The 16,358-nt window shown below is 52.7% G+C and carries 17 protein-coding genes; 16 read left to right on the forward strand and 1 reads right to left on the reverse strand.

Annotated features, from left to right (window positions below; genetic code table 11):
* The first annotated feature begins 14 nt into the window (after positions 1-14).
* From MHI43_RS11245 to MHI43_RS11255, 3 genes are all read left to right on the forward strand, one after another.
* Positions 15-902, forward strand: a complete 888-nt coding sequence (locus MHI43_RS11245; RefSeq protein ID WP_015734549.1) for a menaquinol-cytochrome c reductase cytochrome b/c subunit — start codon at positions 15-17, stop codon at positions 900-902.
* A 132-nt stretch (positions 903-1,034) separates the two neighbouring features.
* Positions 1,035-1,667, forward strand: coding sequence for a DUF1405 domain-containing protein (locus MHI43_RS11250; protein ID WP_015734550.1), 633 nt, complete (start codon positions 1,035-1,037; stop codon positions 1,665-1,667).
* Between the two features lie 66 nt (positions 1,668-1,733).
* Positions 1,734-2,591, forward strand: a complete 858-nt coding sequence (locus tag MHI43_RS11255; RefSeq protein ID WP_015734551.1) for a sporulation protein YpjB — start codon at positions 1,734-1,736, stop codon at positions 2,589-2,591.
* A 42-nt stretch (positions 2,592-2,633) separates the two neighbouring features.
* Here MHI43_RS11255 and MHI43_RS11260 read toward each other — a convergent pair whose 3' ends face one another.
* Positions 2,634-3,503 carry a YitT family protein gene (locus MHI43_RS11260; protein WP_015734552.1) on the reverse strand — a complete coding sequence of 290 codons (870 nt, stop codon included), beginning with the start codon at positions 3,501-3,503 and terminating at the stop codon, positions 2,634-2,636.
* Between the two features lie 223 nt (positions 3,504-3,726).
* On the opposite strand from MHI43_RS11260, the gene MHI43_RS11265 reads away from it, so the two are divergent.
* The 13 genes from MHI43_RS11265 to dinG all read left to right on the forward strand — a co-directional run bounded on the left by MHI43_RS11265 (position 3,727) and on the right by dinG (position 16,344).
* Positions 3,727-4,056: a nucleotide pyrophosphohydrolase gene (locus tag MHI43_RS11265; protein WP_015734553.1), complete on the forward strand. Its 330-nt coding sequence runs from the start codon at positions 3,727-3,729 to the stop codon at positions 4,054-4,056.
* A gap of 49 nt (positions 4,057-4,105) precedes the next feature.
* Positions 4,106-4,651, forward strand: coding sequence for a tetratricopeptide repeat protein (locus MHI43_RS11270; RefSeq protein WP_009595137.1), 546 nt, complete (start codon positions 4,106-4,108; stop codon positions 4,649-4,651).
* Positions 4,652-4,662: 11 nt separating this feature from the next.
* Positions 4,663-5,466 (forward strand): 4-hydroxy-tetrahydrodipicolinate reductase, encoded by an 804-nt coding sequence (gene dapB, locus MHI43_RS11275; RefSeq protein WP_036665614.1) that lies wholly within the window; start codon positions 4,663-4,665, stop codon positions 5,464-5,466.
* A gap of 18 nt (positions 5,467-5,484) precedes the next feature.
* Entirely contained in the window at positions 5,485-5,904 is a 420-nt protein-coding gene (mgsA, locus tag MHI43_RS11280; RefSeq protein WP_015734554.1) for a methylglyoxal synthase, read from the forward strand.
* A complete protein-coding gene (gene bshB1, locus MHI43_RS11285; RefSeq protein ID WP_036665612.1) occupies positions 5,904-6,611 on the forward strand; it encodes a bacillithiol biosynthesis deacetylase BshB1 in 708 nt (235 codons plus the stop codon). Before mgsA ends, bshB1 begins: the two co-directional genes overlap by 1 nt.
* Before the next feature lie 31 nt (positions 6,612-6,642).
* On the forward strand, positions 6,643-7,806 hold the full coding sequence (gene bshA, locus MHI43_RS11290) for an N-acetyl-alpha-D-glucosaminyl L-malate synthase BshA (RefSeq protein WP_015734556.1): 1,164 nt from the start codon (positions 6,643-6,645) through the stop codon (positions 7,804-7,806).
* 44 nt (positions 7,807-7,850) lie between these two features.
* Positions 7,851-9,149, forward strand: a complete 1,299-nt coding sequence (locus MHI43_RS11295) for a CCA tRNA nucleotidyltransferase (RefSeq protein WP_036665611.1) — start codon at positions 7,851-7,853, stop codon at positions 9,147-9,149.
* Entirely contained in the window at positions 9,136-10,125 is a 990-nt protein-coding gene (locus MHI43_RS11300; RefSeq protein WP_036665609.1) for a biotin--[acetyl-CoA-carboxylase] ligase, read from the forward strand. Before MHI43_RS11295 ends, MHI43_RS11300 begins: the two co-directional genes overlap by 14 nt.
* A gap of 281 nt (positions 10,126-10,406) precedes the next feature.
* Positions 10,407-11,294 (forward strand): 3-methyl-2-oxobutanoate hydroxymethyltransferase, encoded by an 888-nt coding sequence (gene panB / locus MHI43_RS11305; RefSeq protein ID WP_015734559.1) that lies wholly within the window; start codon positions 10,407-10,409, stop codon positions 11,292-11,294.
* Positions 11,291-12,181 carry a pantoate--beta-alanine ligase gene (gene panC / locus MHI43_RS11310; protein WP_036665607.1) on the forward strand — a complete coding sequence of 297 codons (891 nt, stop codon included), beginning with the start codon at positions 11,291-11,293 and terminating at the stop codon, positions 12,179-12,181. Before panB ends, panC begins: the two co-directional genes overlap by 4 nt.
* Positions 12,174-12,557 carry an aspartate 1-decarboxylase gene (panD, locus tag MHI43_RS11315; RefSeq protein ID WP_015734561.1) on the forward strand — a complete coding sequence of 128 codons (384 nt, stop codon included), beginning with the start codon at positions 12,174-12,176 and terminating at the stop codon, positions 12,555-12,557. Before panC ends, panD begins: the two co-directional genes overlap by 8 nt.
* 134 nt (positions 12,558-12,691) lie before the next feature.
* Positions 12,692-13,297 carry a hypothetical protein gene (locus tag MHI43_RS11320; RefSeq protein WP_341283258.1) on the forward strand — a complete coding sequence of 202 codons (606 nt, stop codon included), beginning with the start codon at positions 12,692-12,694 and terminating at the stop codon, positions 13,295-13,297.
* A gap of 170 nt (positions 13,298-13,467) precedes the next feature.
* On the forward strand, positions 13,468-16,344 hold the full coding sequence (gene dinG / locus MHI43_RS11325; RefSeq protein ID WP_036665605.1) for an ATP-dependent DNA helicase DinG: 2,877 nt from the start codon (positions 13,468-13,470) through the stop codon (positions 16,342-16,344).
* Positions 16,345-16,358 lie beyond the last annotated feature (14 nt).

Consider the following 16,358-nt stretch of genomic DNA (forward strand, 5'->3'; position numbering starts at 1 on the left):
GGAGGCGCATATTTATGGCACATGGTCATAAATCTGATGAAAAAGTAGTTTATGTCGGCGATTCGCGTGTGAAAAAAGGCAGCGGTTGGGTTACGCCGCCGGATTACACCGCATATCCCGGCAAATCAGAAGCGTTCATTCCTAACTTCTTGTTGAAGGAATGGATGGTTGGTGTAGTTGTATTGGTCGGTTTCCTTGTACTGACCATCTCGGAACCGGCACCGCTTGGTTATCCGGCGGATCCGGGGGCTTCGGTCATTCCGATGCCGGACTGGTACTTCCTGTTCCTGTATGAATATTTGAAGCTTCCGTACGCATCCGGTGATTATGTGGTACTCGGCACGATTGGCGTTTCCGGCGTGGCCTTCGGCTCATTGCTCCTGGTTCCGTTCCTGGATACAGGGAAAGAGCGGAGGTTCTACAAGAGACCTATCACTTCGGCGCTTATGATTCTGTCGTTGTTTGCCGTCATCTATCTGACCAATGCTGCATGGACGCATTATCAGCATGAACTGGAAGCTACAGGCCAGAAGCCGGAGCATATTCAGCGGGAAGAAGAAGCTCACGAGAAGCGTGCAGCTGGTCTGCCAACAACCAGCGGCAAGCAGCCTGAAGACAGCATCGTAGCGATTGTGGATAAGGATAATCCTGCAATGGAGACCTTTAAAACGGCTACTTGTATCTCCTGTCATGCTGCAGATTTGAAAGGGGCATCCGGACCGTCGCTGCGCGGCGTCGGTGACACCCATACAAAAGAAGAGATTGTGGCTATCATCGAAAATGGCCAAGGCAGCATGCCGCCTATGAAAGACATAGCTCTGGGAGCTGGTGTAACTGAAGAACAACTCGACCAGCTGGCGGATTGGCTCGCAAGCCAAAAAGCAGAAGCGGCTGCAGAGTAGCATGCATTAAAGAACCTGACCGTATTACGGTCAGGTTCTTTTTTAAATGCGTACATAGATGAAATATGTCCCTGGTTTAGGTATAATCGGCATTAGTCTAAAGAATACAGGAACAGGATTGGAGGACCGAGTTTGTCAATTTCGTTTTTATGGAGCCGGGAATTTCTAAGCAAGCGATCGATTCTCTGGCTGCTGCTCGTATGCAACGTACTTGGAACGATCTATGGATACATATGGTACGGCGCTCAAATGGCCGATACGGTGGAACATGGCTACATATGGCAGGTCGTATTCGTGCCGGACAGCCCGACGGCCAGTTTGTTCTTCAGTTTGGCGCTTTTGCTGCTTCTCTACCCGCCTCGGAGCCTCGGCGGCGCGTTGTTTCAGCAATTCATAGAGGCACTGGCAGTTGTCACATCCGTGAAGTATGGCATCTGGGCCGTTGTTATGATATTTGCTGGACAAGCCCAAGGAGATGTGCTGGCATGGCAGGATTGGATGCTTGTCGCTTCGCACACGGCGATGGCAGTAGAAGCCTTGCTGTTCGTCCGATTGTTTCATTACCGCTGGACAGCCCTAACCGGGGCCATTGCCTGGACGCTGCTGAACGACACCGTCGATTATACATATGGCGTGTTTCCGTGGCTGCCCGGTCCGTTATATGATGACCTGCCAGCCGTCCAGCTGTTCACTTATCTATTGACGCTCTTCAGCGGTTTCGCCGGCTGGATCTTCATGAAATACGGGAATCCCAAGCAACGCTAGCTGTTTCGCCGGCACGGTTCTATGAGCATCCCTTCTGCCATACATATACGGTAGGAGGGATGTCCCATGTTACGAATCTTTCCGAAGCTCCTTCTGTGCCTGTCCGCACTGCTTCTGCTGGTTACCGCAGGCTGGGGTAATCCCATATGGGCTAGCCCGGCGGCAAACGGACAGTCGGAGTCTTCGCCCGCTGCATCCATTCAGGCCAAAGCGCTGAACAAGGAAGTGGAGCAGTTATACCGCCATGTGGAGGAAGGCAATGTACAAGCCGTGTTAGAGGATATTCGCCGGGTATCCGGGCTGTTTGAGGCTTCCTCATTTCAAGGATTGACCGGCGTCGAGGGGATCCACGCGTTGGCTGAGAGCATTCTGGAGATGAAAGAAGCTACGGCACGGGCGACGCAGGAGCCCCAGCACTGGATGGTGTCCGCCGGCAAGCTCCGAATGGCAGCGGATAGCCTGATCCATGCCAGGGATGCGTTATGGCATCAATATTACAAGGTCATACGCGAAGACCTGAGAGTCATGGGACAGTATGCGCAGCAGCACGATCAGGCTGGCATGAGACGAGCCTACGACAGCCTGAGCGAGCATTATGAGCTCATCCGTCCTTCCGTTGTCATTCAGCGCAAGCCCGAGGATGTCAACATGATGGAATCCTGGATTTCCTATGCAGGGGGGCTGGTGGCATCCGGAGACGCGGCGCAAGTGGAGAAAGTGGTCCCGCAGGGCGAGGAAATGATGAATATGTTATTCGGCAAGAAAAAAGACGAGCCTGCGCTTGCTCCGCTGGGAGAGGTTAAAGAGCCATGGACTTGGCAGCTGGTCATTGCCGCTTTTATTTTGGCGGCATTAACGTTTGCAGGGTACCGCAAATACCGCGGCCAGCTGTACAGCGCAAAACCGATGTTCCCCCGAAAGTAGTCGAATATCCATCATGGTCCGAATAGCCCGGTGCAAACCGGGCTATTCCTCTTTAAAACCTTCCCCGTGCACGTCATTGACATCATTAATGATAATAAACGCCCGAGGGTCCAAGGATTTGGCGATTCCCGTAAGGCGGCGAATTTCCTGCCTCGATACGACGCAGTATACCATATGCTTGGCTTGCATGGAGTAGGCGCCGATAGCCGGGATCAGCGTGACCCCACGATCCATTTCCGTGGATATGCGATTTGCGATATCAGGCGCCCGGTCACTGATGATGGTGAAGGCTTTGGCGGCATAAGCCCCTTCCTGTATGAAATCGATCACCTTGGAAGCGATGAATACGGCGACCAGGGTATACAATATGCGCTCTAGCGGGATAAAGAATAAGGATAGACCGATAATCAAAATATCGAGGGATAAAATGATCTGGCCCATGCTGAAGCCGAATTTCCGGTTGATGATTCTGGCGATGATGTCGGAGCCGCCAGTCGTCCCGCCGAACCGGAAAACGATGCCGAGCCCGGCCCCCAATGTCACCCCCGCATAAAGCGCAGCCAGAATATAATCATGCTCGGTGTGAAAAGGCACGACATACCCGCGGTCGATCAGTAATTCGAACAGCCACAGAAACAGGGTTAAGGAGGCGATGCCGAGACCTGTATAGACGGACTGGCGTTTGCCGAGTATTTTCATTCCGACCAGGAAAAGCGGGATATTCAATGCCATGGTTGAAATGGACGGCGATATGTTAAAGGCGTAATTTAGCAGTACGGTAATGCCGGTGACCCCACCCTCCATGAGTTCATTCGGAATGATGAAATACAGCAGTCCGAATGCGTATATGGCGGAACCGGCGATGATCGGAATGATCGTTTGCAGCTGATGGAGCAACTTGGACGTTTTCATAAGAACCCTCGCATTTCCAATAGTGGATATTTCCGATTGTCTGCAGATTGCTTCACACCTGTCTAGTATGCGCCGATATGGTTTCAGCAATAAAAAATTATTTGTTTTCAAATCCGCTTTACGATAACATAGGTTTAAAACCAATCGCTCGTATGAGAGAAGACTGCCCCAGCTTGAAGGTTACAAGCTGAGGCTGACTGTGCAGTGAAGGGAGTTAAGAGTCTTGGGAAAATCAATGGCTGAAATGCAGCAGGAAGTCGATCGATACATATCACAATTCAAGGAAGGTTATTTCAGTCCTTTATCCATGATGGCCCGAATGTCGGAAGAGGTGGGGGAACTCGCCCGAGAGGTTAATCATCAGTTCGGGGAGAAGCCGAAAAAAGCGGATGAAGCGGAAAATTCCATCGAAATGGAGCTTGGAGATATATTGTTTATTACGATCTGTTTTGCCAATTCCCTCGGCATCGATCTCGCGGAAGCGCATGATAAAGTGATGCATAAATTTTCTACGCGCGATGCCGATCGTTGGACGAAAATAAACACCGATTAGGCAGCTGCTACATATGCTGTACCAAACCCGCTGTGGGGAGGGACAGCCCGTGAAACCTGAAAGTTATATACAAAAAGCATATCGATGCATACTTCAAAATGATTTCGAAGAAGCGTTGCGTTGGTTTGAGCAAGCGATCATCGCGAATCCAGGAGATGCCGAAGTGCATTATCGGTGCTCCATTACCTACGGCAGAAGCAACAAGCTGGAGATGGCGATTACGCATGCGGAGGAAGCCGTCAGGCTGCAGCCGGACAAACCGGAATATGCTCTTCATTTACAGCATATCAAGGCTGCGGAGCTGGTGCAGCGAGCAAGAAAAATGGTGGAAAACCGCAAGGATGTGACCAAGGCTGAATTGTATCAAGCCGTGGGACATCTGAAATCCGCCGTAGCCATGGACCCTTTGTATGCTCAGGCTTATGTATGGCTTGCTCTTGTTTACAGTGAACTCGATGAGCATGCGCTCGCCATTACCACGCTTAAAGAGGTAATTTCGTTGTACCCGCAGGAGAGCGGGCTGCAGCATATTATGGAGGAACTCAAACAGCGCTTGAAATCATATATGCAGGATACAGCATCGGATGGAAAGTGAGGATATGTAACATGGCAAAGAAATGGACAGTTGCGGTCGTCGGTGCCGGCGGCCGTATGGGTAAAGAAGTAGTGAAGCTTGTATTGGGGGACGAGGAGCTGGAACTGGTTGCTGCCGTCGGCTTGTCGGATGCGGGTGCCGATGCAGGAACGCTGGTAGGTCTGCCTGCTTGCGGCATTACGGTGACATCGGATCTGGAGATGGCGCTTGTCGAATCCAAACCGGACGTCATGGTTGATTTTACAGCGCCTCAATTTGCATACAGCAATACGGCGTTGGCCATCAAGCACGGCGTTCGCCCGATCATGGGCACGACCGGCTTCACGCCGGAGCAAATCGAAGAGCTGGACAAGCAATGTACGGAACAGAACATTGGCGGTTTGATCGCGCCGAACTTTTCCATCGGAGCCATTCTGATGATGAAATTTGCAGCCCAGGCGGCCAAATATTTGCCTCACGTTGAAATTATCGAAACCCATGGCGACCAGAAGCTGGATGCTCCGTCCGGAACATCGATCAAAACAGCGGAAATGATTGCGGCGAACCGCGAGGAGATTCGTCAAGGCAATCCGAAGGAAGAGGAAGTCATTGAAGGTGCAAGGGGCGGATATTACAACGGCTTCCGAATTCACAGCGTTCGTCTGCCGGGCGTTTTTGCCCAGCAGGAGGTCATTTTTGGCGGTTACGGTCAAAGCCTGAAGATCCGACATGATTCGTATGAACGTGCAGCTTATATGCCGGGCGTGAAAATGGCTATAGAGAAGGTAATGGGCTACACCGGATTGGTGTATGGATTTGATCATTTTATTGACTAACATAGGGGAGAAATTACTATGAATATTGCATTTATCGCGCATGACCGCAAAAAAGAGGAAATGGTCAATTTCGTTATCGCTTATGAAAATGTATTCGAAGATCATAAATTATACTCGACCGGAACGACGGGAACCCGGATTATGGAGCAAACCAAACTCAGCATTCACCGTTTTGCCTCGGGACCGTTGGGCGGCGATCAGCAGATCGGAGCTCTTGTGGCGGACAATGAGATGGACCTGATTATTTTTCTTCGGGATCCGTTGATGGCACAGCCTCATGAACCGGACATCAATGCACTCCTCCGTTTGTGCGACGTGCAGGGAATACCGCTTGCTACCAATGTGGCGACGGCTGAGATTCTCGTCAAGGCGCTGGACCGCGGCGATTTTGCATGGCGCGAACTCGTTCATAAATATAAACCGGGTGTGGATAGCTGATGAACACCAAACTGGACATATTAATCTTCGGAGCACATGCAGACGATGCCGAGATCGGAATGGCAGGAACGATTGCAAAGCATACGGCAGCTGGGCTGTCGGTCGGGATCTGCGATCTCACGCAGGCGGAAATGTCGTCGAACGGCACCGTCGATCTTCGCAAGCAGGAGGCAGAGCAAGCTGCCGGTATTTTGGATCTCAAGGTCCGAACGAATCTGGGGCTGCCGGATCGAGGTTTGTTCGTGACGCCGGAGCATATTGAAAGGGTCACGGCCGAGATTCGCAAGTTTTCTCCTTCTATTGTATTTGCTCCCTACTGGGAGGATCGCCATCCGGACCATGTCGCTTGCAGCCGATTGGTTGAGGAAGCGGTATTCAATGCCAAGCTTCGCCGATACATGCCCGAGCAGCCGCCGGTTAAGGTGGACGAGCTTTATTTTTATTTCATAAACGATATCGGAAGAACGGATTTGGTCGTTGACGTTACGGAGCATTACGGCGTTAAGGAGCAGGCCTTGTCTTGTTACCGTTCCCAGTTCGAGAAGGCTGAAGAAGATGCAGTCTCAACCCCGTTGACCGAGGGGTACATCGAGCGTGTGCGGGCCAGGGATTCACTGCTTGGAGCGCGCAGGCTTATTCCTTATGCAGAGGGCTTTGCTTGTAAAAGTCCGTATGTTGTTCATCTATTCGGCCCCAAGCAGGCATAATATATAGAGGCGTACATAAAGGAGGCCTGACATGAATCAGCAACCATTAAAAATCGGCATTACCTGTTACCCATCGCTCGGCGGGTCAGGAGTCGTGGCGACCGAGCTGGGCAAACTCCTCGCGGAGCAAGGCCACCAGGTTCATTTTATCGCTCACAGCATTCCGTTCCGTTTAGGAACTTTCCATAAAAATATTTTTTATCATGAAGTTGAAGTAAACGACTATTATGTGTTTCGTTATCCCCCATATGACCTGTCGCTGGCGACCAAAATGGCTCAGGTGGCAAAAATGCAGCAGCTTGACGTGCTTCATGTGCACTATGCCGTGCCGCATGCCGTATGTGCCTTCTTGGCCAAGCAGATGGTCGGAGATCAGCTGAAAGTCGTTACGACGCTCCACGGAACCGATATTACGGTGCTGGCGCAGGACGAGTCGCTGAAGGATTTGATCAGGCTTGCCATTAATGAAAGTGATGCCGTTACCGCCGTTTCTCAGGATCTTATTCGTGAGACGCGGGAGCTGCTGGATATAAGCCGCGACATCGACCTTACCTATAATTTCGTGGATCCGCGGGTGTATTATCCGCGGGATTCGAGATCGCTGCGTAATGATTATGCCGATCCGAACGAAAAAATCATGATGCATATATCCAACTTCCGTCCCGTGAAACGGGTAGGCGACGTATTGGAAATATTCGCCCAGGTGCAGGAGCAGGTACCCGCGAAACTGCTGTTAGTCGGGGAAGGGCCAGAGCTTCCGAAGATCCAATGCCGGATCAATGAGCTGGGGCTTGGCAGCAAGGTGCATTTTCTCGGCAAACAAGACGAGATTGCCCATGTGATCTCGATGGCGGACGTGCTTCTGCTCCCATCCGAGAAAGAAAGCTTTGGCCTGGTCGCCCTGGAAGCAATGGCGTGCGGAGTGCCAACGGTCGGATCCACGGCAGGCGGCATTCCCGAGCTGGTTACCCATGGGGAAACCGGGTATCTGGCTCCAATCGGAGACACGCATTCGATGGCTCAGCACGTGCTTGAAATATGTAAGGATGAAGCCCTTAGCGAACGGCTGCGCAAGGCATGCCTGCAGCGTTCCAAAACGATGTTCTGCAATGAATTGATACGGGGCAAGTACGAGGAAATCTATTACCGAGTATTGGGACGGGAGGTTAGCGAGCTTAAGCCGGTTTGCGGCTAAGCTCGACCCTCTCGTTGTTTTTCGGATAAAAGGAACGGGAAACTATGGCAGATATGTATAATTCGATTCGATGGCGCAACGCGGACCCCGACATGGCCGAGCGGAGTGTGGATGTGATCCGCACTCTGCTTCGGCATGGACATGAAGCGTATTGGGTCGGAGGCTGTGTCCGTGATGAATACATGGGGCGCAGGGTCAGCGACATGGATATTACCACCTCCGCCTTGCCGGAAGTCACCTGTTCCGTCTTCCCCAAAGTAATTCCAACAGGAATCAAGCACGGAACCGTGACGGTGCTGATGGAAGGCCAGTCTTTTGAAGTGACGACATATCGGGTGGAGAGCGGTTATGAGGACCATCGTCATCCGACGGAGGTCGCTTTCGTCGGGGAAGTGAAGGAAGATTTGAGGCGGCGCGACTTCACCATGAACGCAATGGCCAGAGGAATTGACGGTTCCTGGGTTGACCCGTTCGGCGGACGAGAGGATATTGACCGAAAGGTGATTCGCTGCGTGGGCGAAGCCCGTCTTCGTTTTCGCGAAGACGCCCTGCGCATGGTGCGCTGCATCCGTTTTGCCTCCGTGTTCGGTTTCTCCATCGCACTCCGTACATGGAGAGGGATCCTCTCGGAGAGAGACACCTTAGGCTGGATTGCGATGGAACGCATCCGCAGCGAATTCGAGAAAATTCTGGCTGGGCCGTCCCCGCTGCGCGGATTGGAGATGTTTGTCCGGAGCGGACTGCATTCCCGGATGAAAGCGCCCTTTCCCTATACCACGCATGATAGGAAGACGATCGAAGCCATGGAGCGGATTGAACCGGACCATGCCACGATCCGTTGGTCCTTGCTCCTGCTCGCATGCGGCATTACAGCTCAGCAAGCAGAGGAGCTGCTGCGGTCATGGACCTTCTCCAATAAGCAGCGGGAATCCATCGTGAAACTGCTCTCGCTGCATGAATCCTATCTGCAGCAACCGAATGCGGGCGATGCCGAAAGCAGCAGGCTTAAGTGGATCAGCCTAGTCCTTGCCTACGGGGTCGAGGCAGCCCAAGGATGGCTGGAAATGCAAACGGCTTTGCATCACACGGGAGCGTCTACTGCTCCACTGACCTTCATCCGGCAGCTTGACGTGTGGCTGCAGGATCTCCGGATCCGCAGCTTGAAGGATTTGGCCATCACCGGCAGCGAATTGCTTGAGACGCTGGGCAGACGCGGAGGCCCGTGGCTTGGGGAACTTCTCGGGCTGCTGCTGGGGAAAGCGGCGGCAGGTTTGATTAACAACGATAAGGAATCGTTGATTGAAGAAGCAAAGCGGGTGGTAATTCATAATGAAGGATCATGATCAAGACAACGCACTTCTGAAAATGTTCCAGGAGAATGCCGGTCAGTTTCTGTCCGGGGAAGAGATTAGCCGAAAATTGTCCATCAGCCGGACGGCCGTATGGAAGCAGATCAATAAGCTTCGGAATGCAGGGTATGATTTCGAGGCCGTTCCGCGGCTTGGCTACCGCATGTTGGACGAGCCGGACCGACTGAGCGGGGATCAACTGACAGCGGGCATGACCAGTCGGTACTTCGGCAAATCGATCAAGCTGCTGGACAAAACGACGTCAACTCAGGAGGATGCCCGGCAGTTGGCGGAAGAAGGGGCAGCCGAAGGCACGCTTGTCATCTCGGAAGAGCAGACGGGCGGCCGGGGCAGAATGGGAAGGAAATTTCATTCCCCGAGAGGCAAAGGCATATGGATGAGCCTGGTACTCAGGCCGAAGCAGCCGCTGCATCTAACCCAGCAGCTTACCTTATTGACAGGCGTGGCGGTATGCCGCGCCATCGCTAAATCCGCCGGCGTGCAAACCGACATCAAATGGCCGAACGATATTCTGTATCAGGGCAAAAAGGTTTGCGGCATTCTGCTGGAGTCTGCAACCGAAGATGAAAGAGTACGTTACTGCATTGCCGGCATCGGAATCAGCGCGAATCTGAAAGAAGCGGATTTTCCGGAGGAATTGCGGAACGTTGCGACGTCGATTCGGATCGCCGGCGGGAAAACCGTCAACCGGACATCGCTGATCCAGTCCATAATGTCGGAGATGGAGGTTTTATACGAATTGTACAACGAGCAGGGCTTCGAGCCCGTAGCCTCGCTCTGGGAAGCTTTATCCGGAACGGTGGGCCGCGAGGTTCAAGTACAGACGGCCCGTGACCGTTTTAGCGGGATTGCGACGGGACTCAACCAGGACGGCGCTCTGCTGATCCGCAACCAGCATGGTGAACTCGTTCCCGTGTATTCGGGCGATATTCTTTTTAATACCAGGTAAATGAAACATGGTGAAATCGGAGCTGGAATTTGATATACTACAACTATAGAGGCGGTATCGCCATGAGCGAATTGCACTCTGCAGCAAGTGGGAATTATGATTTAGAACACCTTCATAACTGTTATGCCGGTTACGTTGGATTCTGCTCTGAGCCGAAAGGACCGAGACAGAAGGGACGATCGCGAGTGACTCTTTTTTGCCTTTCGGACTTTTTAGCAAGTACGTGCTAAAAGGTTTTTTTTATTGTGTCTAACTACATCACACAGGGAGGCTGTGTCACAATGGCAGGCAAACAACCACTGAACATCGTGAAACTGAAGAACATGAAGAAGAAGGGCGTACCGATCACGATGCTGACCGCGTACGATTATCCTTCCGCCAAGCTGGCGGAAGAAGCGGATATTGATATGATACTGGTGGGAGATTCCCTCGGCAACGTCGTGCTGGGTTATAACTCCACGATTCCCGTTACGCTGGACGACATGGTGTACCATACGCGCGCTGTCGCTCGCGGAGCCGAGGATACGTTCATCGTAGCGGATATGCCGTTCATGACTTATCATGGAGGCATCGATGAAAGCTTGCGCGGCGTGCGGCGATTGATGCAGGAAGGTCATGCGCATGCCGTGAAAATGGAGGGCGGCGAAGAAATCGCCGATACCGTAAAACGGATCGTACAATCCGGGGTCCCGGTGCTGGGCCATATCGGGCTGACGCCTCAGTCGGTAAACCAGATCGGCGGCTACCGGATTCAAGGCAAGGATGCCCAAGATGCGCAGCGGCTCATGAACGATGCCAAGGCGCTTGAAGCGGCCGGCGCATTTGCTATCGTGTTGGAGCTGGTTACGGAAGAAGCGGCTGCTGACATATCCAAAGCGCTGAGCATCCCGACCATTGGCATCGGCGCCGGTCGTTATTGTGACGGCCAGGTGCTGGTATTCCATGATATATTGAAATACGCGTCCCCTTATCGGGACAAACGCTTCGTGAAAACTTACGCCGATGTCGGCTCCGTTATCCGCGAGGGTATCACGCAGTATGTGAAGGAAGTGAAGGACCGCGCATTCCCAGCCGAGGAGCATGTGTTCAAGACGGAGAACAATGCCGGTTCCGAAACGACAACGGCATTATATGGAAGCCAAAAGGAAAAGGTGGGCACGACATCATGAAAGTGATTCGCAGCATTGCGGATTTAAGATCTGAGCTTCGGGACCGGCTGGAGTCCGGCAGAGGCCCGGTAGGCCTCGTGCCTACGATGGGATATTTGCACGAAGGACACGCCAGCCTGATGCGGAAGGCGCGGGAAATGTCAGGCACGGTGGTCATCAGTATCTTTGTCAATCCGATTCAGTTCGGACCGGGCGAGGATTATGAAACTTATCCTCGGGATGAAGCGCGTGACCTGGCGTTGGCGGAATCCGAAGGGGTGGACGTGGTATTCATTCCTGCGGTAGAGGAAATGTACCCTCAGCCGACCAAAACCAAAATTGCCGTAGCGGAAATTACGTCATTGTTGTGCGGGGCCTCCCGTCCCGGGCATTTTGACGGTGTCACCACGGTTGTGAATAAATTGTTCAATATCGTAAAGCCTGACTTTGCCTTCTTCGGGATGAAGGATGCGCAGCAGGTGGCCGTCATAGAACAAATGGTACGGGATTTGAATATGGATGTGACCATCGTGCCATGTCCGATCATTCGCGAATCCGACGGCCTTGCCCTAAGCTCGCGCAACGTGTATCTGAAGCCGGAAGAGCGGGAACAGGCGCTTGTGCTGTCGGGCTCGCTGCGGACGGCTCAGGAGGCAATCCGGCAGGGACAAGCGACGACGGCAGGAGAGATCCGCGCTCATCTTCGGGATTATATATCCCGCTCTCCGCTCGCTGATATCGATTACGCGGAATTGCTCACCTTCCCGGAGCTTGCGCCCGTGGAAGATTCATACCGCATTGTGGATGAAGACAGAACCGTCATCATGGCGCTGGCCGTGCGTTTTGGCCGCACCCGTCTCATTGACAATGCATTACTTCAACCAAAAGTAGGGGGATCCCATGTTTAGAACGATGATGAAATCCAAAATCCACCGCGCAACGGTGACGGAAGCCAATCTGAACTATGTGGGCAGCATTACCATTGATGAGGATCTAATGGAGGCTGCAGACCTTCTGGAGAATGAAAAAGTTCAAATCGTGAACAATAACAACGGCGCCCGTCTGGAAACGTACGTGATCAAAGGCGAGCGCGGCAGCGGCGTCATTTGCTTGAACGGAGCAGCCGCACGTCTTGTACAGCCCGGCGACAACGTCATTATCATTTCTTATGCCATGATGTCCAAAGAGGAATACGACCATCACACCCCGACGGTCGTGATCGTCGACGAATCGAATAAGCCGGTTACGACGGAATATCGCGAAGTTCACGCCGCCATTCTCTAAAGAACCAAAATGTGTCGGGACCCTAAAGGGATGAAAAGACCGTCTTCTACAGAAAATGAGTTCAGGTCGACGCACTGATCTCATTTTTCCGCTAAGGGTGGGATGCAGCTATGTTTCAACATGTATTCGCCGAAATGAACAACATGTTAGATGAAATTGTGAAGCATTACCCTTCTGCTCAAGGTCCCCAAAAACAGGCGCTGGTACAAAACTGGAACATGCTCAAAAGCATGAGCGAGGGCATTATCGAGGAGTGGCTGCATTTTGAAGAAAAAATGGCCATCTTCCGCGAGAGTGCAGCGTCACCTCCGGTTTTTCCGCCGACCGAAGCGCCTGAATTGCAGCTGGATGCGTTCGTTCGCGGTCAAGGTTACTACAAGCTGTTGATGTTCCAGCCGGCCATACAGCAGTTTGAGGCAGCCGCTGCGGTATTTCCGGACAGCCTTCTGATCAAGTTGTACATTGCCATGTCCCATCTGTATTTGGGGCAAACCGCCCAAGCATCCGACGTACTGATCTCCATCCTGCCCCTGGCTGACAACAGAAAGCTTCGGGCGATGATCTACAATGCGCTTGGATGCATTGAGGTGTTGAATGGACAGCAAGCAAAGGCCGAGGAACATTTTGCACTGGCGATTCATAGCGATCCAACGCTTCCCGACCCCATGATCAACCTGGAGGTCTGCAAGCAGAATCGCGGTGAGCTCCAGTACGGCAGCCAATTGATCTCTTTGCTGTAGAAATCAAGCCACAACAAGAAGCGATGCCAGAGCTCACCCTTGAGACTTTGGCATCGCTTTTTGCGTACGGGAGCGGTACAGAAAGCCTGGGGATTTTTTACCCGGAATGTTCAAAACCCGCAACTTCTGGTATGCTGTTAATTAGTCTGGAGGAAAGGGATTTTATCGAAATGAAATTTGCCGTATTGGATTTTGAAACCACGGGCAACCAGTCTGCAGATGAAATCATTCAGGTTGGACTGGCCATCATCGAAGAGGATCGAAGCATATCCCGCGTATACGGCACCTATGTCAATCCCGGGATTCCGATCCCTCCTTTTATTACCGGTTTGACCGGCATTTCCGACAGTGATGTAGCGGATGCTCCGTCATTGGAAGAAATGATGATGGAGCTTGTGCCCATGCTCGACGATGTCGTATTGGTTGGACATAACGTCGCTTTTGATTTTAACTTTTTGCAAAACGCGCTCGATCGCTGCGGCTATTTACCGTTCAGCGGCCGTATTCTAGATACGATGCACTTCTTAAAAATATGCTTTCCCTCGCTCCCGTCCTACCAGCTCGGGATGGTGTCCTCTCATTTCGGCCTGGAGCATGACCGTCCGCACCAGGCGGACAGCGATGCGCTTGCCACAGCCTATGCGCTGCTGAAATGTTTGGAGGAGATCGACGAGCTTCCGCTGCTCACCATTCAGCGTTTAAGCGACCTGTTTGCCGACGAGGACAGCGACTTGGCCTGGTTCTTTGACGGCATTCGTTCCGACAGGGAGCACCGAGCCGTACAAGCGGGGGACACCCATACGTACTACCGCCAGTTTGCCTTGGCGGTGGATGATTGGAACGATATAGCACCTGTGAGAGATGAGACGGAGCCCAACCCTTTGGCCGATGTAAGCTTCGAGCAATACATGAACGAAGTCCGTGAACGCCTGAAGGAAACGCTGCCTCATTACGAGAGCAGGGATGCCCAGGACATGATGTTCCAGGAAGTGATGCAGGCGCTGGATGATAATAAACATCTATTGATCGAAGCGGGCACGGGAACCGGCAAATCCCTTGGATATTTGCTGCCGTCGATCTATCAAAGCGTGAAGCAGGAACAGAAGGTTATGGTGAGCACGCATACGATCAACCTTCAAGAACAGCTGCGTGACCGGGATATTCCCCTGCTCACCCAGGTTGTTCCTTTTCCTTTTAAGGCGGCCATTTTCAAGGGCAGGGGACATTATTTGTGTTTGAGAAAATTTGAACATAAAATAAATAGAAGAGATTTTCATTCCCCGAAGGAAGACGTAATCACGGCGGCCCAGATGCTGGTCTGGCTGACCCAGACGGAGAACGGGGATGATGAAGAGCTAAACCTTGGCGGACGCGGAAGGGATTTTTGGGAGACCATCTCCAGCGATTCTGATTCTTGCCTCGGACGCGCCTGTCCTTGGTTCCGCAAATGCTACTATCACAGGGCCAAGCATGAAGCAGGCATCGCGGATGTCGTCATTACGAACCATTCGAAGCTGTTCACCGACGTGAAGGCGAATCATCAGCTGCTGCCAAGCTATGAGCGCCTCGTCATCGACGAAGCGCATCATCTTGAGGATGTCGCCGGCAAGCACCTTGGCTTGCAGATGAAGTATTTTTCGGTGGTCCATACCTTGACCCGTTTGTACAAAGACAGCCGAAGCGGGCAGCTCCCGGCTCTGCGCCAGCTGCTGCAAGCTTCGCCGCACGAGAAGGCAGTCGAATGGTCTTCCGTCATCGACCGTTTGTATCCGGACCTGATTACCGTAAAAGAGAATTGGGATCGGCTCAGCGATCAATTGTTCGGACTGCTTCCGGAACGCGGAGACGCTTCTCCGGGAGATGCCGGCCAATTCTCGCTCCGCCTGTCCCCGCTGAAGAAGCCGAAGGATTGGGATTCGATGGCCGAACTGGAGCATCAAATTCATCTGACGCTGGGCGATGTCGTGCGCAAGGGCGATAAGCTGATCGCCGAAATGAAGGAAGATTTGGATGACTACAGCGCGGACAGCCTGTTAACCGACCTATCGGGCCTATTTAAGGACCTGGCCGCGCATCGCGAAGACCTGCGCTCCTTCATGGCCCTGAACGATGAGGGCACGGTATACTGGATGGAGGCGAATGGCAATTTCCGCAGCAAATCGCTGCAGTTGTATGCCGTGCCCGTCGACGTGAGCTCTCATTTGAAGGAATTGTTTTTTGACAAGAAACAAAGCGTGATTCTGACATCGGCGACCTTGTCGGTGGACAAATCGTTTCAGTTCATGATCGAGAACCTGGGTCTTCAGGAAGCGGCTGAAGCGGGGAACCTGAACACGGTTCAGCTCCCGTCCCCGTTTAATTACAGGGAACAAGCCCTTCTTGTCGTGCCGCGCGATTTTCCGAGCGTGAAGGGATCGGTCGGGGATGCACTCTTTGTGAATACGCTCGTGAAGTCTTTAGCCGATACGGCCGTCGCTACGCATGGCCGCATGCTCGTCCTGTTCACTTCGTACCGGATGCTGCGCCAGGTGCACGAGCCGCTGAAAGAAGCGCTGGCATCAAGCGACATCACGGTATTGGGACAAGGGATGGACGGAACCAGCCGTACCAAGTTAATCCGAAGATTTCAGGACAGCAGCGCTTCCGTGCTGCTGGGCACCAGCTCCTTCTGGGAAGGGGTAGACATCCCGGGTGAGGCGCTGACTTGTCTTGCCATCGTCCGGCTGCCGTTCCAGCCGCCGAATCACCCCTTGGTCGAAGCCAAGAGCGAACTGCTGCAGCAGCAGAAGAAGAATCCCTTCATGAAGCTTTCGGTTCCGCAAGCGGTCATTCGTTTCAAACAGGGGTTTGGGCGCCTGGTGCGAACAGCACAAGATAAAGGGATCGTGATCGTGTACGATACCCGGGTCATTGAATCCTATTACGGGAAGTATTTCTTATATTCCTTGCCGGGGCCGAAGATGGAGCACATGTCGACAGAGGGGATCGTACCCCGAATTTCGGAATGGCTGCAGGAAGAGGCAAGCGCGGGGAACCAAGCTGAATAAAGTGAAACCAAGCA

The sequence above is a fragment of the Paenibacillus sp. FSL H8-0457 genome (genome assembly GCF_038051935.1).
GTDB lineage: Bacteria > Bacillota > Bacilli > Paenibacillales > Paenibacillaceae > Paenibacillus_AQ > Paenibacillus_AQ lautus_A.